This is a genomic window from Marinagarivorans sp., from assembly GCF_982758155.1.
Window position 1 is genome coordinate 1 of the sequence record NZ_CEXWTU010000016.1, and the last position, 21152, is coordinate 21152.

General features: G+C 45.8%; 22 protein-coding genes. 11 read left to right on the forward strand and 11 right to left on the reverse strand.

What is annotated here, in order from left to right:
* Positions 1 to 543: 543 nt before the first annotated feature.
* Positions 544 to 1695, reverse strand: coding sequence for a Fic family protein (locus AC3A8L_RS03550; protein ID WP_487960852.1), 1152 nt, complete (start codon positions 1693 to 1695; stop codon positions 544 to 546).
* A gap of 252 nt (positions 1696 to 1947) precedes the next feature.
* Between AC3A8L_RS03550 and AC3A8L_RS03555 the strand changes: the two genes are divergently transcribed.
* On the forward strand, positions 1948 to 2136 hold the full coding sequence (locus AC3A8L_RS03555) for a hypothetical protein (RefSeq protein WP_487960853.1): 189 nt from the start codon (positions 1948 to 1950) through the stop codon (positions 2134 to 2136).
* Positions 2137 to 2323: 187 nt separating this feature from the next.
* Here the strand turns inward: AC3A8L_RS03555 and AC3A8L_RS03560 are convergent, their stop codons facing one another.
* The 9 genes from AC3A8L_RS03560 to AC3A8L_RS03600 form a co-directional block, all read right to left on the reverse strand.
* Entirely contained in the window at positions 2324 to 2605 is a 282-nt protein-coding gene (locus tag AC3A8L_RS03560) for a peptidylprolyl isomerase (protein WP_487960854.1), read from the reverse strand.
* 336 nt (positions 2606 to 2941) lie between these two features.
* Positions 2942 to 3241, reverse strand: coding sequence for a type II toxin-antitoxin system RelE/ParE family toxin (locus AC3A8L_RS03565; RefSeq protein ID WP_487960855.1), 300 nt, complete (start codon positions 3239 to 3241; stop codon positions 2942 to 2944).
* Between the two features lie 5 nt (positions 3242 to 3246).
* Positions 3247 to 3504 carry a type II toxin-antitoxin system ParD family antitoxin gene (locus tag AC3A8L_RS03570; protein WP_487960856.1) on the reverse strand — a complete coding sequence of 86 codons (258 nt, stop codon included), beginning with the start codon at positions 3502 to 3504 and terminating at the stop codon, positions 3247 to 3249.
* 265 nt (positions 3505 to 3769) lie between these two features.
* Positions 3770 to 4216 carry a hypothetical protein gene (locus tag AC3A8L_RS03575; RefSeq protein ID WP_487960857.1) on the reverse strand — a complete coding sequence of 149 codons (447 nt, stop codon included), beginning with the start codon at positions 4214 to 4216 and terminating at the stop codon, positions 3770 to 3772.
* On the reverse strand, positions 4213 to 4383 hold the full coding sequence (locus tag AC3A8L_RS03580; protein ID WP_487960858.1) for a hypothetical protein: 171 nt from the start codon (positions 4381 to 4383) through the stop codon (positions 4213 to 4215). The genes AC3A8L_RS03575 and AC3A8L_RS03580 overlap by 4 nt, the downstream gene beginning before the upstream one ends.
* Positions 4368 to 5150 carry a DUF1186 domain-containing protein gene (locus AC3A8L_RS03585; protein ID WP_487960859.1) on the reverse strand — a complete coding sequence of 261 codons (783 nt, stop codon included), beginning with the start codon at positions 5148 to 5150 and terminating at the stop codon, positions 4368 to 4370. The genes AC3A8L_RS03580 and AC3A8L_RS03585 overlap by 16 nt, the downstream gene beginning before the upstream one ends.
* A 465-nt stretch (positions 5151 to 5615) precedes the next feature.
* Positions 5616 to 5987 carry a hypothetical protein gene (locus AC3A8L_RS03590; RefSeq protein WP_487960860.1) on the reverse strand — a complete coding sequence of 124 codons (372 nt, stop codon included), beginning with the start codon at positions 5985 to 5987 and terminating at the stop codon, positions 5616 to 5618.
* Positions 5988 to 5992: 5 nt separating this feature from the next.
* Positions 5993 to 6745 carry a hypothetical protein gene (locus AC3A8L_RS03595; protein ID WP_487960861.1) on the reverse strand — a complete coding sequence of 251 codons (753 nt, stop codon included), beginning with the start codon at positions 6743 to 6745 and terminating at the stop codon, positions 5993 to 5995.
* Positions 6746 to 6765: 20 nt separating this feature from the next.
* Entirely contained in the window at positions 6766 to 7002 is a 237-nt protein-coding gene (locus tag AC3A8L_RS03600; protein WP_487960862.1) for a hypothetical protein, read from the reverse strand.
* 298 nt (positions 7003 to 7300) lie between these two features.
* Between AC3A8L_RS03600 and AC3A8L_RS03605 the strand changes: the two genes are divergently transcribed.
* Together AC3A8L_RS03605 and AC3A8L_RS03610 are read left to right on the forward strand one after the other, a co-directional pair.
* Positions 7301 to 7429, forward strand: coding sequence for a hypothetical protein (locus AC3A8L_RS03605; RefSeq protein ID WP_487960863.1), 129 nt, complete (start codon positions 7301 to 7303; stop codon positions 7427 to 7429).
* Position 7430: 1 nt separating this feature from the next.
* The gene (locus AC3A8L_RS03610) at positions 7431 to 8081 is read left to right on the forward strand and encodes a hypothetical protein (protein WP_487960864.1); all 651 of its coding nucleotides are present in this window, start codon (positions 7431 to 7433) and stop codon (positions 8079 to 8081) included.
* A 542-nt stretch (positions 8082 to 8623) separates the two neighbouring features.
* Here AC3A8L_RS03610 and AC3A8L_RS03615 read toward each other — a convergent pair.
* Complete coding sequence (locus AC3A8L_RS03615) at positions 8624 to 9379, reverse strand: hypothetical protein (RefSeq protein WP_487960865.1); 756 nt, start codon at positions 9377 to 9379, stop codon at positions 8624 to 8626.
* A gap of 864 nt (positions 9380 to 10243) precedes the next feature.
* Between AC3A8L_RS03615 and AC3A8L_RS03620 the strand changes: the two genes are divergently transcribed.
* From AC3A8L_RS03620 to AC3A8L_RS03655, 8 genes are all read left to right on the forward strand, one after another.
* Positions 10244 to 10756, forward strand: a complete 513-nt coding sequence (locus tag AC3A8L_RS03620) for a (2Fe-2S)-binding protein (protein ID WP_487960866.1) — start codon at positions 10244 to 10246, stop codon at positions 10754 to 10756.
* Positions 10753 to 13002: a xanthine dehydrogenase family protein molybdopterin-binding subunit gene (locus tag AC3A8L_RS03625; protein WP_487960867.1), complete on the forward strand. Its 2250-nt coding sequence runs from the start codon at positions 10753 to 10755 to the stop codon at positions 13000 to 13002. Before AC3A8L_RS03620 ends, AC3A8L_RS03625 begins: the two co-directional genes overlap by 4 nt.
* A gap of 4 nt (positions 13003 to 13006) precedes the next feature.
* The gene (locus AC3A8L_RS03630) at positions 13007 to 14023 is read left to right on the forward strand and encodes an XdhC family protein (protein WP_487960868.1); all 1017 of its coding nucleotides are present in this window, start codon (positions 13007 to 13009) and stop codon (positions 14021 to 14023) included.
* A 26-nt stretch (positions 14024 to 14049) separates the two neighbouring features.
* Positions 14050 to 14640, forward strand: a complete 591-nt coding sequence (locus AC3A8L_RS03635; protein ID WP_487960869.1) for a nucleotidyltransferase family protein — start codon at positions 14050 to 14052, stop codon at positions 14638 to 14640.
* A gap of 252 nt (positions 14641 to 14892) precedes the next feature.
* Complete coding sequence (locus tag AC3A8L_RS03640; protein WP_487960870.1) at positions 14893 to 15582, forward strand: PspA/IM30 family protein; 690 nt, start codon at positions 14893 to 14895, stop codon at positions 15580 to 15582.
* A gap of 39 nt (positions 15583 to 15621) precedes the next feature.
* Positions 15622 to 16302, forward strand: a complete 681-nt coding sequence (locus tag AC3A8L_RS03645; RefSeq protein ID WP_487960871.1) for a DUF1449 domain-containing protein — start codon at positions 15622 to 15624, stop codon at positions 16300 to 16302.
* Positions 16303 to 16365: 63 nt separating this feature from the next.
* Positions 16366 to 18390 (forward strand): flotillin family protein, encoded by a 2025-nt coding sequence (locus AC3A8L_RS03650; RefSeq protein ID WP_487960872.1) that lies wholly within the window; start codon positions 16366 to 16368, stop codon positions 18388 to 18390.
* Between the two features lie 118 nt (positions 18391 to 18508).
* Positions 18509 to 21152 (forward strand): DNA repair ATPase (locus AC3A8L_RS03655; protein WP_487960873.1); only part of this gene is annotated, 2644 nt, incomplete at its 3' end.

Genomic DNA, 21152 nt, shown 5'->3' on the forward strand with positions numbered 1-21152 from the left:
TTGATTGTTTTCTGGGCATTCAAGCGTCGGGAACGCTTGCATAGTGCCCAGGGATGGCTTGAACGGCCCAGAAAATAATCAATTTGCCGGCATATTTGTGCATGCCTGAGTAGTTACATCTATTTATGCGCAAGTTTTGCTTAATTGCGTAGGCCTAGAGGCTTTGCCGCGATGCATTCTTAAAGGTAAGTTTTGGGAACGTTAGGCTGCAGGGGAGGGGGAGGTTTTGTTGAGATTTGATCAAAGTTTTGGGTGAGTGACCCAGCGGGTTTAACCTAGCGGCAACCGATAATTTTTCTGGACTCGCTTGAACCGATCCATGGGCGCTCCACACGCGCTCTGGAAAGCATGCTCCTCGACATTATGCTCCTGCAATGTCTAATAAGAGACTCCTGTCTCGATGTGTTTTCTTCCCCTTACTATCCTTGTATGGCCCGGCGCGAGAGGGTCCTGAAAAATCACCGCCTACCGCTTAACTTCGCTTTAAGTTAATGACATTGGTGTCCTTGCAGGTGCTTGCCCAATGTAGAGCCTTTTCTGTGCTCACTGCGGCGCAGGAGTGACAGCCACCCTATAGCGCGTACTTCGGCCGCCGCCGGGCAATTTGATTAAGCAGTTCTTTTGCACAAGGCCTGCAAGTTCGCGGGTGGCAGTCGCTTTACTTACCTTGGCTAAAGCTTGGTATTTACTGGCATTCACACCCAGTGAAAATTCTTCCCCTTGAGTGTCCAGTAAGCGGTTGAGGACTTTAATTTCACGCTCGTTTAATACGGTTTGCGCGTGTTGCTGCCAAAAGCGCGTTTTATTAATAACCCGCTCAAAACGATTAAGACCATCAGCAATCGCATCGTGCAAAACGGATAAAAACCACCTTAGCCAAGGCGTGATATCCATACTCCCTTTTTGTGCGTGCTCTAGTTGCGTGTAATATTCCTTGCGGCGCGCCATGATTGCGGCGCTTAGTGAATAAAAGCGAATGCTATTGTGTTCTGCCTGCGCGAGCGCTTGGTCGGTTACTGCGCGGGTGACGCGGCCATTACCATCGTCAAATGGGTGCAGAGTAATTAGCCACAAATGCGCAATGGCGGCCCGTACTATGGGATCTAATTGCTCAGGTGGATGATTAAACCAATATACAAACCGATTCATGTCAGCCTCCAAAGCATGTTTTGGAGGCGCAACAAAGTGTACGGTGGGTTTGTCAATTCTTCCGGAGACCACTTGCATGGGGGCCTCCCCGCGTAGCTCGCCAATATTGATGCTTTGAAAACGCGGTGGCTCAGGGAAAAGCGCTGCCTGCCACTCGCACAATAAGGTTACGCTGAGTTGGCCGATATTAGTTGTGGCATCGATCAGCAGTTTTACCAATGCTTCCGTCTGCGGTGTGCCCGTAAAAGCCGTATTTTTGCCTGCGCTAATACCTGCCTTCTCTAGCCCTAAATGCCGAGCCACCGAGGAGCGTACCGACGCTGCATTCAGTGTCTCGCCTTCTATCTCGCTGGTGCGTAGGGCCGTTTGGAGGAGTGCGTCTAATTGTGCTGCTTGGTTCTCGGTCGATAGCGATTCTGACTGCCCAATAAGCCGGCTTTGTTGCACTCTTATTTGCTGCAGTAACGGTGTGAGTGCGTCTTCTTGCCAATAAAATTCAGGCGTTGAGCCTTGTAGCCAAGCTTCTTGCTGCCAAATGTATGTCATAGACTAGGTTCGATTAAAGAGGTATGAGCCGAATAGTGTATTCTATTCGGCTCATGGAGTGAGCTGAATAGTAGAGTGTAATCGGCTCATGTGCAAGTTGCTAGGGAGTGGGCTGTGGGTGTTCGGAAATGTACTTTATTCGGAAGTGTAATTTCGGGCCCACCTGAATAGTTACCTTTTGGCTTGGTCATTCCTGGATTACCGTTTTTGTGGGGGTGGGATGCATACGTTCAACCAATTCCTAAGAATAGCGTGTCTGTCCTTAAGGATGTGTCTGTCCTTAAGGATGTGTTGGCGGAGAACGAAGAGAATGCCCCGCAAGTTAGCCCCCAAGTTAAAGTCTTACTCATTGAGCTTGCTAAGCACGAGTTGCCATTGTTGCTTGAAGAGCTGCAGCAGTGCCTAGCTTTAAAAGATCGTAAATCATTTCGTGAGAATTGAGTGACTGTCCCTGTAGGTTGGCTTGTCAGTAGGTTCGTGAGAGCGGCAAATATACCAATAGAGCTGAGGTCAGAGTCGAAAAAGTCAGCGACTAAGTAATGCGCTAGGGGGAAAGGCGGGCAAAAGGTGGGTCGTGGTGCTCTCCCCACCGCCGATTCGGATAGTGGACCGGCGGTGGGGCGTTCGGCTAGTCTTGGCGTTGGGTCACTTCCAGTAGGTGATAACCAAACTGAGTTTTTACTGGGCCCTGAACTTCGTTAACCGGTGCGCTGAATACGACTTTGTCGAATTCAGCCACCATTTGGCCGGGTCCAAAGGTGCCCAGATCACCGCCGTTGCCGCCCGAGGGGCAACTAGAATGTTCCTGCGCCAATTTGGCGAAATCTTCGCCCGCTTCAATTTTGGCTTTCAATTCGTTACATGTTGTTTCTTTATCGACCAGGATGTGACGTGCGGCGGCTTGAGGCATAATCGTTACTCTTTTTCATAGGTTTAAAGTTAAGCGCTTACGATAATTGATATCGCGATTCAGATCCAGCTTGAGATAGGTTGCCGTTAGCGCGCCAATCAACATGAGAGGGCATCGTGCCAAAGAGCGGCATATTTGAATTTGGGGGCTGCTCGTCCGTTGGGTGTGGTCTACGCTTCGCTCCGGCTAGCCAGCTGGCGAGTGACCTCAATTGCACGTCCTGTGCAATTGCCCGCTTAAATTGTCTTTTCAGTTTGCTGCTTTACGGGGGGTAGGTTTTGTTGAGATTTGATCAAAATTTAGAGTGTGTGTCCCAGTACATTCATGGTTTTTGAGCTATTTTAAGTGTCGGCTAGGATCTTGGCGCTCGTGTAATACGCGGATAATGTCTAACGTTTCAGGGTTAACTCTGTAAAACAGTATATGGCTTTCAATACGTAGGCTTCTGGCGCCTGATAGAAGCTCAGAACGATCAACGCCTATCAGGGGTTGTTCGATAAGGGCCCAGAGCTGTTCTTTTATATGATCAAGGTAGCTTTCGGACCGGGATTGCCCCCATTGTCGCAGCCCATACTGGTAGATATTCTTTAAATCGGTTTTGGCGGCAGGGGTTATAACGAGCTGATGTGCTGGCATGTGGCCTAAGCCTTAATATCGTCGAACAGTGAATCTAAGGCGGGTTTTGATTCAATGGCAATACCTTCGTCGCGATCTAGCTGGTCAGTGCCAACCTTAAGTTGTTCGCGTAAACGAGCCAATTTTACTTCGTGAATCCAGTCTTCGTGTGTATCCATAAAGCGCAGTGCTTCGCGGATAACTTCGCTGGAGTTGTTGTATAAACCGCTTTCAACTTTGGCTTTAACACGAGACTCTAGTTCGCTAGTCAGGGATACATGCATGATGATTTCCAAGTGTAGGTATTTATACAGATCATGCTAGGTTTGAATACAAAGATTGTCAATGTTTGTATTTAGGGGGGTATCTCATGAGTAGGAGTCACTAAAACGATCGGTTAGCGCCCAATGTATGGCCTGCGCAGGCGGAGGGCACCCTACCGCCTTTGTGGGTTTGGTGTGTATCGGAATCTAAAATCTCTTTAGGCCAAGGCTTAGAGAATTATTATCGCACTGATCAGACATGAGCAGAGTGCCTATCCCGCAAGCTTTACTTTATCTCTGAACACGAGAATCTAAGGTGGCTTTTTGTTAGTAATCTTCTTTTTCTAGTGACATACCTTGCTCGGTTAAAAAGAACCAGCTTGGGAGTTTGGAAAATGGAAACTTGATAGATGAGGCCTTCGAAAAAGCTAAAAGTAGCCGTATGCTCATCGTGGCTTATCAAGGTAAAGCAACCTGTTGAATAGTCTGCAGCAATGGCTACTTCATCCTGTACCTCCCCCTTAGACGTTACCAGTGTAATATGCAGCGCCTCTTCAAAAGGGCAGTCTTCAGTGGCAAAGATCAGTACCTTATCGGCGATTTTAATGCTTGCTTCAATGGTTGAACCGTCAATATTGATATTGTTTCCGTTGGCCCAGCGAAGCTGGGATTGTGGCGGGGTGCTCGGCTTTTGAGTGACACCGATAACGTCAAACTCCGAGTGCAGCGTCATTTTGCGAACCAACCAAATGCAAGGTCTGAACCGAGTGCTCCCAGTGCGCTTCCTGCAAGCCCGCCACCAATTACTGTACCTTCCCGTGCAGTCGCACTGATTTTATCTTCGGCAGTGGCAATGAGAGTTTTGGTTGTCCCGAAATGTTTTGTTATTGAGTGCAACATTTTTTATACTTTTTGCCACTACCGCACGGGCACGGGGTGTTGCGGCCAACCTTAGGTGCACCTCGTTGGTTGGGTAAACTGAGTGAGCTTAGGTTATGTTGGCTCAAGGTGTCGTTTGCAGTGTCACCATCTCTTGGGTTAAATAGCTTTTGTGCAAGACTTGGCCTCTCCGTATCGCGTTCGGCCCTTAAGCCTAATGTGATCTCGACGTCTTCAATATTGCCGCTGATACATTCATCAACGCAATTGCACTCGTAGATCGAGCGAATTTCTTCAATTAGCTCGACGGCCTCTAAGTCAATGAGGTTGCTAATGAGCAATCCATTAAAGTTGTATGCGCTTTCTTGGGGTGATTGCATGTAATGGCTAAAGATATCTAAAATACGCGCTCTTAGGCTTGGTGCCTGTAAAGCAATTTGTGTTAGCGCTGAAGCGGCTAATACGTAACTAAATTCCTCTCGCCCCGGTGATTGCAGAAATTGAGATAATGGTGTGATGGCCGGTTCGCCGATAGCGGCAAATACAGAATGAAGTTCTTCAAGAGCCCACTCGTCATCACAGAGTCGATCAAAAATACTAATCATGGGCGCTATTGCTTGGGGCGTTTTAAGGTGCCCTAGTGCGCGCCATGCGTGTACTGTCGCCCAGACTTCGGGACTCTGGCTTGGTGCGTTGTTTAAATCTTCGCAGGTTAGCACGGAGATTAGGTCGTCAATATCCGAATCATCTAGGTTGAGTTCAGTCGCATACATTTGCCATTGTGACACTGATCGGGAGTCGCAATTTCGCGGTCTTCCAATTTGGAGTAATTTTAAAATTTTGGGATTGTTGTGATACATAAGTTGGGCGGTATAACGTGTCAAAGAGAAGCCGCCATAGTATACAAGCTTGCTCAATCAATCGAATTTTATACGATAGTAACTATTGAATTTAGTGATGGCTATGCGGCGGATGCTGGCAGCCAGGGGGGGGGGAAGGGTTATCAAACAACAGCAATCCGCCTAAATTACAGGCAGCAAAAAAGCCGCTACAAGTGTGAAGTTTTAGCGGCTTTTTGAACAGGGGATCATCCAAGAGAGCACTAATCTTTTGATTTGATAGCCTAGCGTTAAGGATGTCCCCGATTGTATGCACTACGCGATAGGAGCGAGTTGCCGCCTCTGGTTATTAATGAGTGGTCAGTACTTATTTAAACGGCGACGGGTGAAAGCTGAGGGTGTCCCGAAATGCACCTATTGCGCCACATAAAATGCCGGTATCGCTGGGCAGTCGAAAGGTTGCTCCGTAAGCTTCGAAATCTCTTGCTGCAGGTAGGGGTAGAACTCTACAGCGGGCAATTTCCCTCCCTCATCAAAAATCACGGTGGCCATCGCGTTCGTTTGGACTACTTGGTGAAATGTTTTCATAAGTTCTGCGGCTTTTTCGGCAGGGCGCATGGTGTTGAGCTCATTCAGCTTGCCGGTGCTTTGCCAATACTCTATTGAATGAGCGTTGCAGTAGGCATTGGCGTCACTGCGGTAAAGCGCAATCTCACTGTTTGTGCCGCTACTGCAAGCGCTAAGTAGCAGTGTGATGACTAAAAGGCGTGGGATAATGTTTGGCATTGCAGTTACCTTGGCAGGTTTTTTACGTCGGTTACCATACGGGCAAAAATGGCACGAATTTTTTGCGGATTCTCTTTCAGCTCCTTGAGAATAGAGGCCTTTTCAGTGTCTGATAGCACTATACCTAGCGTTGAAATAAGCTCTTTTATTTTATCAACGACGGCTTCTGGGGTTGATGGCTGGAAGCTGTTAGCTGTTTCCGATATGGCTGCAGGTATTGTCAGCAGGGCTTTAGTGCCTAACTGGGATACGATAGTCCATATAAATGCACTAACCGTGAGGCGGCTATTCAGTGCTTGAGTAGATAATTGAGCGACGATGGTTCCCGCTGCCCGTGAGGCAACTTTAGGGTCGTTAGCCATGGTTGGTAATAAATGCTGAGTCTGCCCCTTAAGTAATGACACCCATAACATATCGGATATTAACGACTCTAAAGTCGGCGCAATTGGCCGCAACTCTCGCTTAAACGAAAAGAGTACCTGTAGCGTGCGAATTGCGCTGGTCGTTGCTTTTCTTTTTTGTTTTGTGATTGCCTCTTGAAAAAGGTCCATACCAATGACCGCAGATAAGCCTTTCCAGCTAGTGCCTGCGAATACCCCTATCAGAAATTGCAGCTCCCACTCGGCGAGAACTTGTGTGGCCTGTAAACTATCGGCGGTGCTACGTCGAATGTAGTCAAGCCAAGCTTGGTGAAACCCGTTTGGTGACTGTATATACAGCCCGAGTTTTGGCTTCGCATTAAGCACCTCAGTAAACAAAATATGTTCACCCGTGGCCTCTAGAATAATGCGTTTTCCATTCGGGACTGGGTAGCTTTCGCCAGCCTTGAGTGTCGGTTAAGGGTGCCGCCGACGTTAATGCTTGAGGTTGCTTTAAGGGGGTAGTAACTGGCTATTTGGTCGGCAGGGATGGGCACCGCTTTGCCTGCGTTGAAGTCGCTTCTGTTTTTGTCGGTCGATACAAAATTTCCGTCTACAAGGTTAAATGTACCGACAATGCGCATTTTACTGGTCATAAAGTAGCTCCATCCATTGAGTTGGTTTGATGAAAATGCTGGCGAAGTATACTGAGCCTGAGCAAGCTATGGAAGCGGGTGACTAGAAGTAACGAAGTAGCTTACAATTCAAACACTTCATGACCAAAATAATCGGCTAAAAATAGCGGAAAAGCGTTCAAAACGACGACTTGGTTTTGGGGTAGGTAGTGCTCAAATTGAGCCCAAGAAATGAGATTTTTAGCGGTAATTGTCTGTTTTTTTATCGAAATTTTGATGGTGTGTCCTGTGATTTTTGGCACTCATGCGGGAGTCAGGTGTGAATGTCTCGTTAACCGAAGCAAACAATATTCTTAAAGAGGTTGCAGGCAATAAAGTCAAAGCCTATCAAAACCTTAGTAATATTGTAAAATCCATCGCCGAATTTCAAAGGGTTGCAAAAAAATAGTATGTTTAATCACTTTAAAAAATATCGCTTAACGATAGTCTTATGCATACTTTTATCGCAGGCAGCGTGCTCTGGCCAAGCGCTAGAGGGCTCACTAAAATCCTATTGTGAGCTCTATAACCCTGTAACTTGGAGTGTATTAGGTGAAGATGCCAGCACGCAGGAGATTTACGGATATATCTTGTCAAAAATGGATTCCAGCGTTGAAAGCGATAAACTTAAAGTGGCTATAAAGAATGCCGATAACACAGATTTCACGGCTTATTTTTATAGCGTTAATGCGGCGATTGAAAACCTTACCGGCGAGTCATGGGAATGCCAATATTTCGAAAATTTTTACTTACCCAAACAACGAGTCGTTTCACTTATCTTAGGTGGAGTCAGTGAAAAACGCATTAACCCTAACGCCGACGACGTGATTACCGTAATACTTGCGAATAACGGGGAGCTACTCATTAATAATTCAGTCATTAAAACGACAACGCCCGATGCATTTATTCGTGCATTACAATCGCGAATTGATCAGCGTGATATCTCCAGTCTAGAATTCGTTATCTATTTTGATGCTGGTGCCGATGCGAATCGTGTCGCCAGAATATTTGGCACATTGGCCACTGCCGGGATTAAAAACGTCGAACTCATAAATTTTTAATGGGTAGATATAGGTTAGTGTAGCTAAATTCGCGCCATAGCCCGTTTAGCTACCCAATAAGCCGTCTTTGTTGCAAGTCTATTTACTGCCAAATAGCTTGCATCGCCTGGTTTCGATTATGCCAATTTTAGCCGAATAGTTTGCCTTACTCGGTTCATGTGCAAGTCGCTAAGAGTTTTGTCTTCCTTGATACCGCTCTGGAGTGCTTGTTACTGGCCTGGGTTGTGGGTGTTCTGAAATGCGCTCTGCGGTTACGCTACCTCAAGAATAGAGTGGCTGTAACGGTATGTTACTTGTCGCACCGGCCTGTGCGCGAATAGAGTGCCTGACCCTGCAGGGGGTTTAATTGCCCACTTAAATTGTCTTTTCGGTTGGCTGCTTTAGGGGTAAGCTTTTGATTAAGGTTTGATCAAAATTTAGGGTGTGTGTCCCAGTAGGCTTGTTAAATATAGAGTGGCTGTCCCAGTATGTTCCTACTGTTTCTACAAATTAACCTGTGGTGAATAAATTTAGGGTGTCCTGAAGTACGTTCTTATCATTTATTAGTCACTTTTGGGCGTTAAACTAATTGTTTTTTCAATTTTTCGAACAAGCTCTTTAGATATGTCAATCAATACCCTAATCGAGTCTGCTGATAATTCTATTCGGTTGCCATCTTTATCTAAGCCAGCTCTATGTACACAGTGATGCCTTTTAATCACAGCATTAAAAAGCCATGAAATATCACCAAAGTCACAGCCTAATACATCCTTAAACATTGGCTTTACTTTTTTTAGGTCATGAAATATCAAGTTCTGGAGATAATCAGCAACAGTTAATTTCAATTGTTCTTTCTTTTCAAATATTTCTTTAATAGTGAATTTTGTGTTTGAAAAGTGAGGGTCGGTCTCAACTAATTTTCTTATTAGTTTTTCTGAACTTGTAACGTTATGAATAAATGTGCCTGCTAGATAGGCTTCAAGTGAAGCTACTACATGACCATGCAACATCACTAGTAAGCTAAATCGTGACTCATCGCGTGTTAGGTCAGTATGTAAAAGCTCCTCTACATTCACCATTTGTGAATTAAAAGTTCCGGCTTGTGATTGCTCGTAGATATACCACTCAAGCTGGGCTTGCCAGTATTCTTCCTCCTCAATACACTTCTTATTTTCGCAGTAGTGTTCAAATGCCTTTACTGCTTGCGTCCATTCTATTGATCCCTCTTCAACACCATCATCGCCAAAGTTCTCCCCAATCCAATCATACATAGGTTGGAGCTCTTCCTGACCCATCACTTGTTCTTTAGTTCGCCCCACTGTGACCCCTTATAGATATTACACTGCAAAATAGATATAACGCCCGCTTTCTATTTTATACAGAGAACAGCAGGGGCAGGCAATCGTTTTAGTCTGATTTTTCATAATCAATACAGTAGTGCTATCCCAAAAGCAGCTAACAAAATGTGAGGGTATTTGATTGCTAATTCACTCGCCTTTATCCGAGACTTTCAGTGCTAACGTGCCAGGTGAGCGCTCACCAAGCGTTATTAAACAGATTGAATAATGGCCTGAACAAGGGTATGCCTACTAGGCATTAAAGCCTTTCTGGTGTGCCTACTTACGCAGTGATAATAGGGCTAGGTGTCTAGGTAGATCTGGATTTTACTAGCCTTAGTTATGGTGGTTATCTAGTGGCTGGGGGCAATATCTTAAGTCTAGCGGGTGCTCGTTTTTGTCCTGTTGGTTCCTCTAGCTGCATATCATGACCGGGGTGGGAGGGCATTCTTGGGGTTTTATCCACTAATGCTTGATGTAGACTTAATCTTACCCTCAGTTCTGATTCAATAGGGCTGGATATGGCTCGATTGGCCTAACGCCCTAAGGCTGGATCCGTCTATTAGGCCAGAATAGATGACCCCGCTGTCAATGGGGCTGTTTTGGTTTTAAGTTTTAAGTGGCTGCTTAATCGCGCTAGAACTATTGCCCTAAGCTAGAGTCACATCCTGTTGGCCAGCCGGTATTAAAGGTTTGCAGTGTATTGAATGCCAAAGCACTTAGGCATTGTTTGGTGCTGTCTTTTGCTGGCAATATTCGCGGATAATACGTTTTAATTTTTTATAGTTGTGATGCCCTAAAAACGGGTGCGATTTACCCTCTTACAATGATAGACAAAGGATTTATATGTTAAAGCTTACGCTTAACGGTCAACCTGTAGTGTTGGATGCCGACCCTAATATGCCGCTGTTGTATGCACTGCGCGACATTCAGCAATTAACGGGGACTAAATTTGGCTGCGGTGCCGGGCAGTGTGGTGCTTGTACTGTTCATGTTGATGGCGAGCCGGTGCGTTCTTGCATTACGCCTTTGTCTGTCGTTAAAGAAAAACACGTTACTACGATTGAAGGGATTTCGAGCGGTGATGCGCTTCATCCTGTGCAGCAAGCATGGCTGGATAATAAAGTGCCGCAGTGTGGTTATTGCCAGACGGGGCAAATGATGAGTGCAGTGGCTTTGTTAGCGCAAAACACTAACCCTAGCGACGATGAAATTAATAATCATATGCAGGGCAATATTTGCCGTTGCGGTACTTACCCGCGAATTAAAAAGGCCATAAAACAAGCCGGTGTGATGATTCAAAACGTTAAGCGTGCTTCCGTGAATACGCCAAATACTGATACCGGAGCGCAATCATGATTTCTAAAGTTACGCGACGCAGTGTTTTAAAGGCCGTGGGCTTGCAGGGGCCGGGGTTAGTTCTTTTATCGCCAGCTTTGGCTGTAGCCGCAACAGACAATACAGTGCAAGACGATTTCCCTTTAGGTGTGTTTGTTAGCATTGCTAAAGCCGGTGATGTGACGATTGTGAATCACCGTGCTGAAATGGGGCAGGGCATTCTTACGAGCGTGCCACAGATTATTGCCGACGAGCTTGGTGCTGATTGGTTACGTGTTTCGGTGGTGCAGGCCCAGGGGGATGCTAAATACGGAGATCAATCGACCGGTGGCTCAGCATCTATCCGGAATCATTTTCCTTATCTTCGGCAAATGGGGGCTGTAGCACGCGATATGCTAGAGCAAACAGCGGCTGATATTTGGCAAGTTAAAAAGTCAGAGGTTAAAACGTTAAACCATCAAGTGATTAATGTTAAAACCCAGAAGGCGCTCGCCTTTGGTGATTTAGTTGAGCAGGCTGCCAAGTTACCTGTACCGAAAGCCGAAGCGGTTACGCTAAAAGATGAGTCTGCTTTTTCGTTAATTGGCCGGGATGTGCGCTTAGCGGGGCAAGAAGAAATTGTGCGCGGCGAAGCCATTTACGCACAAGACATTCAATTACCTAATATGTTAGTCGCGAGTATTGAGCGCCCACCGGTAGTGGGTGGTCGAGTCAAAAGTGTGAATGCAACAGCCGCGAAAAAAGTCGCCGGTGTGGTTGATGTTATTCAATTAAAAGACCGCCCGCTCCCGACTAATGTTAAGCCTATCTCCGGCGTTGCGGTATTAGCGACAAATACATGGGCCGCGCACGAAGGCCGCAAGCTGCTGGAAATAGAATGGGACACCAGTGACAAGCGCGTGGCGCTTAATGCGAAGCACAATTCAGCGCAGTATCTTGCTGAGTTGGTATCTGCAGTGAATACACAGGGGCAAGATGTGCGTCGCGAAGGCGATGTTTATCAGCACACCTATGACCCTGATAAAACCCTCGAGGCGACCTACACCGTGCCTTACCATCACCATATGTCGATGGAAACACCCGCTGCGACGGCTATTGTTGAAGGCGATACGTGTACGGTTTGGACTGGCACACAATCACCACAGTGGGCCAAAGGTTTAATTGCTGGTGAGCTCGGTATTGATGCTGCCAATGTAACGGTAAACATGACCTCGATGGGCGGAGCATTCGGCCGCAAAGGGAAAAATGATTTCACCCTTGAAGCTGTTGAATTGGCGAAGGCAGTAGGGCGCCCGGTAAAAGTGGTATGGACCCGGGAAGATGATGTTAAGCATGGCTTTTATCATTCGACGTCAGCGAATTATTGTAAGGCCGAGATTAATACCCAAGGCGGTGCCGACTATTGGTTGCAGCGCGTGGCGTATCCGCCCATTGGCGCCACGTTTAGTTTAGATGCCAAACAACCCAGTGCTGGGCAGTTGTCGCTGGGTTTTGCTGATATTCCATTCGAGCTTGAGCATTTATCGTGTGAAGTTCACGATGTGGAAACCCATGTTCGCATCGGTTGGTTTCGCTCGGTAGCGAATATTAATAATGCTTTTTCTCTGGGCTGTTTTGTGGATGAGTTAGCGGTTAAGGCTAAAATATCGACCCATCAAATGTGGCTTAATTTATTGGGTAAAGACCGTATTGTTGACCCCGCCAAAGAGGGCTTTGAAAAGTGGGAAAATTACGGCCAGAAAACAGAAAGTTTTGCCCTAGATACTCGACGAATGAAGGCCATTCTTAATCGTGTGGTTAAAGAATCGGGTGCCGACAAAAAAGTGAATAAGAATGAAGGTTGGGGGATTAGTTATGCTCACAGTTTTAATTCGTATGTAGCAGCGGCCACTAAGGTTCGTGTGGATGGGGATAAGCTCACAGTACTGGAGATGCATACGGCTATTGATTGTGGCATTGCGGTGACGCCCGATCGCATTGTTGCACAAATGGAAGGTGCGATGATTATGGGGCTAAGCACAGCCTTGTTAAGTGAAATTACGGTTAAAGACGGCGTGGTTGAGCAAAATAATTTTTACGATTATATGTCTGCACGTATTCAGCAGTGCCCACCATTGTTTGTGTATATTGCTGAATCACAAGAGGCGCCAGGTGGCGTAGGCGAGCCCGGCTTGCCACCGGTATTGCCGAGTATTGTTAACGCCATTTATCATGCTTCGGGCCGCCGAATTCGCGATTTACCCGTTAATAAAGTGTTAACGGTTTAGCTTTGTGGCTAGCTCATCAGCAGAGCAGCTTGTACGTGCGATTGTTGCTGCGTTAAAGGTTGTCGATAATTCGAATGCTTCCAAAACTGCGTGGTTGGCAACGGTTATTGCAACATGGGGAAGCTCGCCGCGCCCGGCGGGCTCTATGATGTTGTGGTCGGAATTAACGGGGGTGATTGGTTCGGTTTCTGGTGGCTGTATTGAAGAAGACGTGCTGGATAAAATACGTTCGGGAAGCCTGCCGAGCAATCACCCTTGCCAGTTGAGCTATGGCGGCGAGGGCGACTCACGTTTTAAATTACCTTGTGGTGGACAGTTAACGGTTTTAATTGAGCCATTAAAAAACACATTGGATTCGATAGAAGCTTGGGAGCGTTGCTTGCAAGCACTCACTGAACGGCAGGGCATTTCTCGTGAAGTGAGCGTTGAAGACGGTGCTTGGCAATGGTATTGCGCCTCGCCATTTGATTTATATAGCGATAGTCATAAGGTGAGTTATTTTGCAGGGCCAGCCCGTAAATTGCTTATCGTGGGTGCAAACCCTACGGCTTATCACTTGGCGGAGTTTGCGCGCGCATTGGATTTCGCGGTGACAGTTTGCGATCCATCCGATGATGTTGGGCAATATTGGCGCGATGCGAATTTTTGCCATTTCAAAGCAATGTACCCCGATGGTTTTGTCGCAAGAGATTTTGGTGATGCGCAATCGGCTGTCGTCACTGTTTCTCACGACCCGCGTATTGACGACATGGCGCTGCTGGAAGCGTTGCCCAGCAAAGCGTTTTATGTTGGCGCAATGGGTTCTTTGTCTACCTCGAATAAGCGGTTGCAACGTTTGGAGTCTTTGGGGGTGAGTGCGCAAGATTTACAGCGGCTGCATGCGCCAATCGGTATTCATATCGGGAGTAAAACGCCGAGTGAAATTGCCATGAGTATTGCGGCGCATCTTGTGCAATGTTATTCGCAGCAGTGCGAAAACCCTATCAAAAATCAATGTTTCTTGGCTGAACCTGTTACGTGAGTACGCCCGCGCCCATAGGCTTTCTAGTGTTAGCTGCAGGTCACGGTCGCCGTTTTGGTGGCTGCAAGTTATCGGCATCTTTTGCAGCGGAGCAGACTGTACTTGGGCAAGTGTTAGATTCTATTAAGCCGCTGCAGGCGCCTGTTTGCGTTGTAACGTCCCACAGTAAAAAAACGGTATTACAGTTGGCTCTTGATAAGAGGGTTAATGTGATTGAAATGCCGCAAGACTCCGTGGGCTTGGGGGCGAGCATCGCTTACGGTGTTGGGGCTACTCAGCATTGGGGCGGATGGATACTGTGTTTAGGTGATATGCCTTGGATTAGCCCTTCTATTTACCGGCAGGTGTGGGAGCTAGCTTGCGAGGGCGACGCGGGCCAAGTCGCCCCAATGATATCCAGGCGGCGCGGCCATCCCGTGTTTTTTAATAAGCACTATGGGAAAAGGCTATGCCTATTAACCGGTGATACCGGCGCGGCTAGCGTTATCGACCCTCTCGTATTAACCACTTTTCCCGTTGTGGATGCTGCATTGTTTAAAGATGTTGATCGACCAGAAGATCTTATGGGGGAGGGGTCTAATTATGGGGCAGCAGCAGGCGCAAAAAATCTTACATGAAAGATATTGATTTGTTACATGTGATGGTGATAGTCTAGCCCTGCGGTTGCGGGGAGGCTTGTTATTCGGCAAGGATTAAGAGAGGATGCAAAGCGTTTTCTGGCAGGATGCCGGCACAGGATGTAAATGACCATCTTACAAGGGCATACAAGGATTGGTGTTTGGATTTAGCGCAATAACAACTGGCTGGGAACCTTGGCCAACCTTACCCAACCGCAAACTTATTAACTCTTTATCTTTAGGTGACAACAAATGAATATTTGGTCAAAATTGGTAACAGCGTTGCGTGGTGGCGTAAATGAAGCTGGCGAGGCGATTGTAGACAGCCAGGCCCTACGCATATTAGAACAGGAAATTCGTGACGCGACGGTTGAATTACAGCAATCGAAAGATAGCTTGGCCTCTATCATGGCGCGCCAAAAGGTAAGTGAAGAAAAGTGCAATCAGTTTCGCAAAAAGGTGACCGAGCACGAAACCTATGCACTGAAGGCGCTGGAGCAAGGTAATGAAGCGTTGGCAACCGAGGTTGCACAAAAAATAGCTGAGATTGAAAATAGGCTTTCGAATGAAAGTGCATCTTGTGACAGCTACGCAAGCAGTGCTGCCGATTTACGTGTGGCCCTTCAAAAAGCGGATGACGACTTAGCCCAGTTAAAACACGAAGTGGACACTGTTAAAGCAACTGAAAGTGTACAAAAAGCGCAAGCGGCCGTATCGGCTAAACATAGCGGTACCAATGCTAAATTATTAACGGCAGCAGAGTCACTAGAGCGCATTAAAGAAAAGCAAGCTTTGAAATCGGCGCAAATGAAAGTCGCAGCCGAGCTAGCCCGAGACACTTCTGATGTTGGTCTTGAGGCGAAATTAAAAGATGCCGGAATTATCCCAGCGGGTAACAACGCTGAAGGCGTACTTGCCAGGCTGAAAAATAAACAACAATAGCGCTTCTCATAAAGGGCGTAAACAAGGAGTATTGCCATTATGTTTGCCATCTTGTTAAGTGAAGGCATGACGCCCTTTTATCAAAATGTTAGTAGTTTTCCGACTGTTTTCTTCAGCTTTTTCTTGATTGTATCGTGTTTGTTTTGGGCAATATCTATTTTAGGTATGATCGATATTGAAATTCTCGACCTGCCTGAAGCCGAGACCGGTGGCGAAGAGGGCATGGTGAATGGTGTTTCTACGGTGTTATTTAAGCTTGGCTTAAATGGCGTGCCCATTACCATTATCATTACGCTTATTGCCTTGTTTGGTTGGTTCTTGAGCTTCTACAGTGTTTATCTTTTGGGAATCTCTGATTTTGTGGCCCCTATTCGCTGGGTCGCCAATGTGGGTATTTTTATCGCTTCACTGTACCTAGCTGTCTTAATTACATCTCAAGTCATTAGGCCTTTACGTACTTTGTTTAAAAGTATGTCTAGCGATATTCAAAAGAAAATTCTTGGCCAACCGGCTGTTGTTCGTACATCACGTGTTGATGATAAATTTGGCGAGGCCGAATTTAATGATGGCGGCGCGGGTTTAATATTAAAAGTTCGATCTTTCGATGGTGTTGTGTTTAAACGCCATGATAGGGTAATTTTGCTTGAGTATATTGCGGAACAAAATGTGTACAAGGTGATAGCTGAATCCGAATTTACGTTGGGTGAAACTGCTCACTAATTATTTTATTACTAATGAAAATTTAACTCGTTTTAACGCCAAATCTACAATGGAGAACTAATTATGGCTGATTTTTCTGGTATGGGAGGGCTTCTCGTCGGAGCTGTTGTTGTCTTTTTTGTCATCATGGGGCTGATTTCTTTAATCAAGCTTTATGTCAAGGTGGAGCAAGGTACGGCGTTAATTGTGAATGGCTTGGCTTCTGTGCCCAGAGTTTATTTTACCGGTGCAATTGTCTACCCCCTCATTTATAAGAAAGAGCTCATGCGCATTTCTTTGATTACTCTTGAGGTCGATCGACGGGGTAAAGAAGGGTTGATTTGTCGCGATAATATGCGTGCAGATATTACCGTTGCTTTTTATCTACGAGTGAATGAAACAGAGCAAGATGTACTAAAGGTAGCAAAATCTCTAGGGTCTGCGCGTGCCAGTGATAAAGCGGCTGTGAACGAACTCTTTAATGCGAAATTCTCTGAAGCGTTAAAAACAGTCGGCAAGCAACTTGATTTTGTGAAATTATTTGAAGATCGCCAAGAATTCCGCGACAAAATCGTAGAGGTTATTGGTAATGACCTTAATGGCTATGTGTTAGAAGATGTCGCGATTGATTATCTTGAGCAAACGCCAAAATCCTCATTGGATCCTAATAATATTCTTGATGCCGAAGGTATTCGTAAAATCACTGAGCTTACGGCAAGCCAGAATGTTTTTACCAACAACCTTGAGCGCGATGAAGAATTAGCCATTAAGAAAAAGAACGTTGAAACGACAGAGGCTATGTTAGAGCTTCAGCGCCAACAAGCCGATGCCGAAGCGCGCCAAGAACGAGAAATAGCGACGTTAAAAGCACGTGAAGAAGCGGAAACTAAAAAGGTACAAGAAGAAGAGCGACGTCGCGCTGACTCTACCACGATTCAAGTAGAGCAAGATCTTCAGGTTCAAACTGAAAATCAACGTCGTGAAATTGAAGTGGCTGCACAAAACCGCTTACGTGCCGTTGCGATCGAAGAAGAAAAAGTGACGCGTGCGCGTGCTTTGGAAATAGTGTCTCGTGAGCGTGAAGTGCAGATTCAAGAAATTGAAGCTGAGAAGGCGATTGAGGTTGAGCGTAAAGAGATTGCTAACGTTATTCGTGAGCGTGTTGCTGTCGACAAAACCGTGGCTATCGAAGAAGAGCGCATCAATGAGGTGCGTCAGGTTTCGGAAGCGGATCGCCTTAAGCAGGTTAAAGTCTTGGCTGCAGAAGCGGATGCCGAAGAAGACAAGGTTAAGCAAGTAAAAGCGGCTGAGGCGAATGAAATTTCGGCCAAACACAAAGCCGTTGAAGTCACAACCATGGCCGAGGCCGAGCTAGAAGAGGCTTCTAAGCAGTCTGAAGGCAAAAAGAAAATGGCTGAAGCTTTACGTGTGGAGCGTGCGGCACCAGGCCTTGCAGAAGCAAGTGTCCAAGCGGCTAAAGCTGAATCTTTAGAAAAAGAAGGGCTCGCGGAAGCGTCTGTTATTAAAGCGAAGGGCGATTCAGAGGCCGCGGTAATTCATGCAAAAGGTGATGCGCAAGCGAGTGCTTTATTGCAATCGGGTAAAGCGGAAGCCGAAGTGATTTCTGCGAAAGGTGAGTCTACTGCCACGTCTGATCGTGAAATCGGTTTAGCGGGTGCGAACGTAACGCGTGAGCAATTCCGTGCTGAAGCTGACGGTTTGGTTGAGAAATTCGACGCCATGAGCAAAATGAGTGCGGATGCTCGTTCGCATGAAGAATTCCGTATGACGCTAGAGTCGGCACTGAAAGAAGCATTGGCATCTATTGATGCGGGTAAAGAAATTGCCAAAGAAAATGCTGAAGTTCTTGCGACGGCGCTACAGAGTGCCAAAATCGATATTGTTGGCGGTGAAGACCACTTGTTTAACAACTTTGGTAAAGCGTTATCGATGGGTAAAGCCATTGATGGCTTAGCGGGTAAAAGTGAAACCATTGCGGGTTTGCTAGAGCGTTTTGCCGGTATTAAGTTGCCGACCCCAACGCACGGGCAAGGTAGTAACCCCAGTGCTTCAGATGCCAAAGCTAGCGACGCTGAAACGGTCGTCTGATCATTGTCTAATCAAGAGTAAGGTGCTTGCACCTTACTCTCCTGTCTAAATATTTAATCATTATTAATAAAACTTAGTTTTAGGTTTTATTTGCTTTTGTCTGTAAAAGGAATACGCCATGTCTACGCCTGAGTCTATTGACGAAAAAGCCGCCCTAGTTGATTCTGCAGTAGCCGAGGGCGGCGCTTATGAAATCATCCGTCAGCGGTTGTTGGGGCAGGGGCAGGCGTTAAAAAGCTCGACTGATACAATTAATGCTGAGCGTTTAGATGAGTTTGGCAGTACTGATATGGATGTTGTTGCCCGCGTGAGGGTAAGAACTGAAAATAATTCTATAGCTCGCGATATAGTTCAGGTTGGAGAGTATTTACTCTTTGGTTACAACGTTTTTATTGGCTTGAAAAAAGAAACACAAGTTGAAGATGTTTTCTCGTTATTTAGTTTTAGCGAAAATGAAGGTGAATATAATTTAGAGGCTGTGGTTGATAGTGAAAATTTCCTCTTCGAAAATAGCTTTAAAAGTGATTTTGAAGAACTCTATCGTTATTACAAAAACACCAAATTAACGCAGCTTACGATAAAAAATGAACGCTTATTAGCCGCTTTTCAAATTGGTGAGCGATTAGAAGATGTACGTGTTTTTCGCTGGGCTATTTCGGCGGATGGAAAAACGCTAACCTATATTGATAATCGCGGTGAGCGCGACATTCAGTTGCCCAACGCCTATGATTTTGAGTGGATAGAAACTCGGCGGGAGGATGTGATCCATGGACGTCATGCGCACATCAATATTGCTGATACGGTCTTTGTTGATACTATCGGCGGTGACCTTACGATAAAAGTTGAAAATAATACCGAAGATGGTTTAGGTATCTATAGAGAAACTGTTGAGGATAAAACACAATCCCTTGACGATGCTTCCGTTCATTACGCCCGTGTAGGGGCCCTTATTCTTATTAAAATACTGCCTTACAGAGAGCAGCAGTGGCGCTATTTTATTTACAACACATTAACTGAAAGTGCGCTGCGCATTGATGCTATTGGTGAAAGCTGCTTACAACTGCCTGAAGATCACGGCATTATTTTTCCTGGCGGTTTTTATCTGCAAACTGGGGAATATAAGTCCTTTGATGATCCTGTCGAGGGGTTGCGCTTTAAACGTATGATTCGCTCACCTAATGGTGAAGATGCACTGTATATTTTTTATGAGCCCGTTGAAGGTGTGGTAGCTTTACTGAGCTACAACCTGATTGATAAAACGCTTAAAAATCCTATTTTAGGCCATGGTTATGCTTTGTTTGAAGATGGCCGTATTGTTATTTTTACCGCAGAGGAAGAGCCTGCACGCGTACATCCCATGCAAATTTGGCAGAGTTCATTCGCGTCATCGGAATATGCCAGTAAGCAACCTGTTAGCCAGAGTTTTTATGGTCGTATTGGCAATGCTGAGTTGGTTCGCGGTTTATCCGACCTTTATAGTATTCATCGCATTATTCAGAACCAATCTGTTTCGCTAAAACTCTATGAGGAACTGAGCCGCACAACGCATAAGATTTTTGATAACCACTATTGGCTTGCAGAAGAGAAATTGTCGGAGCTAGGGGATACTTTAAAGCAAATAGAGAAAACGTCTGAACTGGTTATTGATGAATTCGAAAAAGTTGAAAGTATCCGCCAGCAGTCGGCTAAGGCTATGCAGGATGCGCAGGCAAAGCAAGATAGCCTATTGTCTGTCGCAAAATATAATGAGTGGGATACGGTTGAAGGCTATGTTGAAACTATCGGTAAGTTACGTAAGCATCGTGGGCTTTTAGTCACTTTAAAAGATTATCGCTATATTGACCTTGATAAACTTGAGGCTTTGGATGCTGAAATCGTTGGCGTGAACGAAGAGCTAAGCGATAAAACAGTGACTTTTTTATCCAGTGCAGACGCCTTAACGCCTTATGCCGATAAAATATCCTTACTTAATGGGCAAGCTGAGAAGGTAGCCACAACCATAGAGCTTGAGCCTTTACTGGATGAAGTGTCTGCACTTGCGGATAATTTAGATTTATTATCTGAGTTGATGGCAACACTAAAAATCGCTGATGCTAATGTCCGTACGCAGATTATTGATGCTATATCGACTGTTTATTCCAGCCTAAATCAAACCAAGGCACGGATAAAAAATAAACAAAAAAATGTGGGTTCAAAAGAAACGCAAGCGCAATTTTCGGCGCAGTTTAAGCTGTTCTCCCAGACGATTAATAATGCTTTAGGTCAGTCGACGACTCCAGAGAAATGTGAGGCCCAGCATGCACGGCTGCTTGTACAGCTAGAAGAGTTTGAAAGCCAATTTAGTGAGGTGGATGAGTTTTTAGCTGACATTATGGCTAAAAGAGAAGAGGTGCAAGAAGCCTTTGAAGCTCAAAAGCAACAGCTTTTGGATGAACAACAGCGCAAAGCAGGCTCGGTAGTTGATGCCGCTAAACGCATCCTTAGTAGTATCGAAAAGCGTTCACTAAAGTTTACCGATGCCAACGAGTTGAATACCTATTTTGCTTCGGATGTATTGGTGGCAAAATCGCGAGATATGGTGGATCGCTTACGCGGCCTTAATGCTGCCGTGCAAGCCGATGAGATCGAAGCAAAATTAAAAGCGATTAAAGAGCAGGCCGTACGTTCTTTGAGGGATAAAACCGATATCTTTGAAGATGGCGGTAAGGTCATAAAATTAGGGCCTCGTCATAAATTCAGTGTTAATCAACAGGACCTAGATT

Coding starts and splice junctions, on each gene's coding strand:
- AC3A8L_RS03580 (WP_487960858.1), bottom strand. CDS start 4,383: ATGTTGCACTCAATAACAAAACATTTCGGGACAACCAAAACTCTCATT.
- AC3A8L_RS03650 (WP_487960872.1), top strand. CDS start 16,366: ATGGCTGATTTTTCTGGTATGGGAGGGCTTCTCGTCGGAGCTGTTGTT.
- AC3A8L_RS03570 (WP_487960856.1), bottom strand. CDS start 3,504: ATGCATGTATCCCTGACTAGCGAACTAGAGTCTCGTGTTAAAGCCAAA.
- AC3A8L_RS03610 (WP_487960864.1), top strand. CDS start 7,431: ATGTTTAATCACTTTAAAAAATATCGCTTAACGATAGTCTTATGCATA.
- AC3A8L_RS03600 (WP_487960862.1), bottom strand. CDS start 7,002: ATGACCAGTAAAATGCGCATTGTCGGTACATTTAACCTTGTAGACGGA.
- AC3A8L_RS03645 (WP_487960871.1), top strand. CDS start 15,622: ATGTTTGCCATCTTGTTAAGTGAAGGCATGACGCCCTTTTATCAAAAT.
- AC3A8L_RS03625 (WP_487960867.1), top strand. CDS start 10,753: ATGATTTCTAAAGTTACGCGACGCAGTGTTTTAAAGGCCGTGGGCTTG.
- AC3A8L_RS03575 (WP_487960857.1), bottom strand. CDS start 4,216: ATGACGCTGCACTCGGAGTTTGACGTTATCGGTGTCACTCAAAAGCCG.
- AC3A8L_RS03620 (WP_487960866.1), top strand. CDS start 10,244: ATGTTAAAGCTTACGCTTAACGGTCAACCTGTAGTGTTGGATGCCGAC.
- AC3A8L_RS03640 (WP_487960870.1), top strand. CDS start 14,893: ATGAATATTTGGTCAAAATTGGTAACAGCGTTGCGTGGTGGCGTAAAT.
- AC3A8L_RS03560 (WP_487960854.1), bottom strand. CDS start 2,605: ATGCCTCAAGCCGCCGCACGTCACATCCTGGTCGATAAAGAAACAACA.
- AC3A8L_RS03550 (WP_487960852.1), bottom strand. CDS start 1,695: ATGACATACATTTGGCAGCAAGAAGCTTGGCTACAAGGCTCAACGCCT.
- AC3A8L_RS03565 (WP_487960855.1), bottom strand. CDS start 3,241: ATGCCAGCACATCAGCTCGTTATAACCCCTGCCGCCAAAACCGATTTA.
- AC3A8L_RS03590 (WP_487960860.1), bottom strand. CDS start 5,987: ATGCCAAACATTATCCCACGCCTTTTAGTCATCACACTGCTACTTAGC.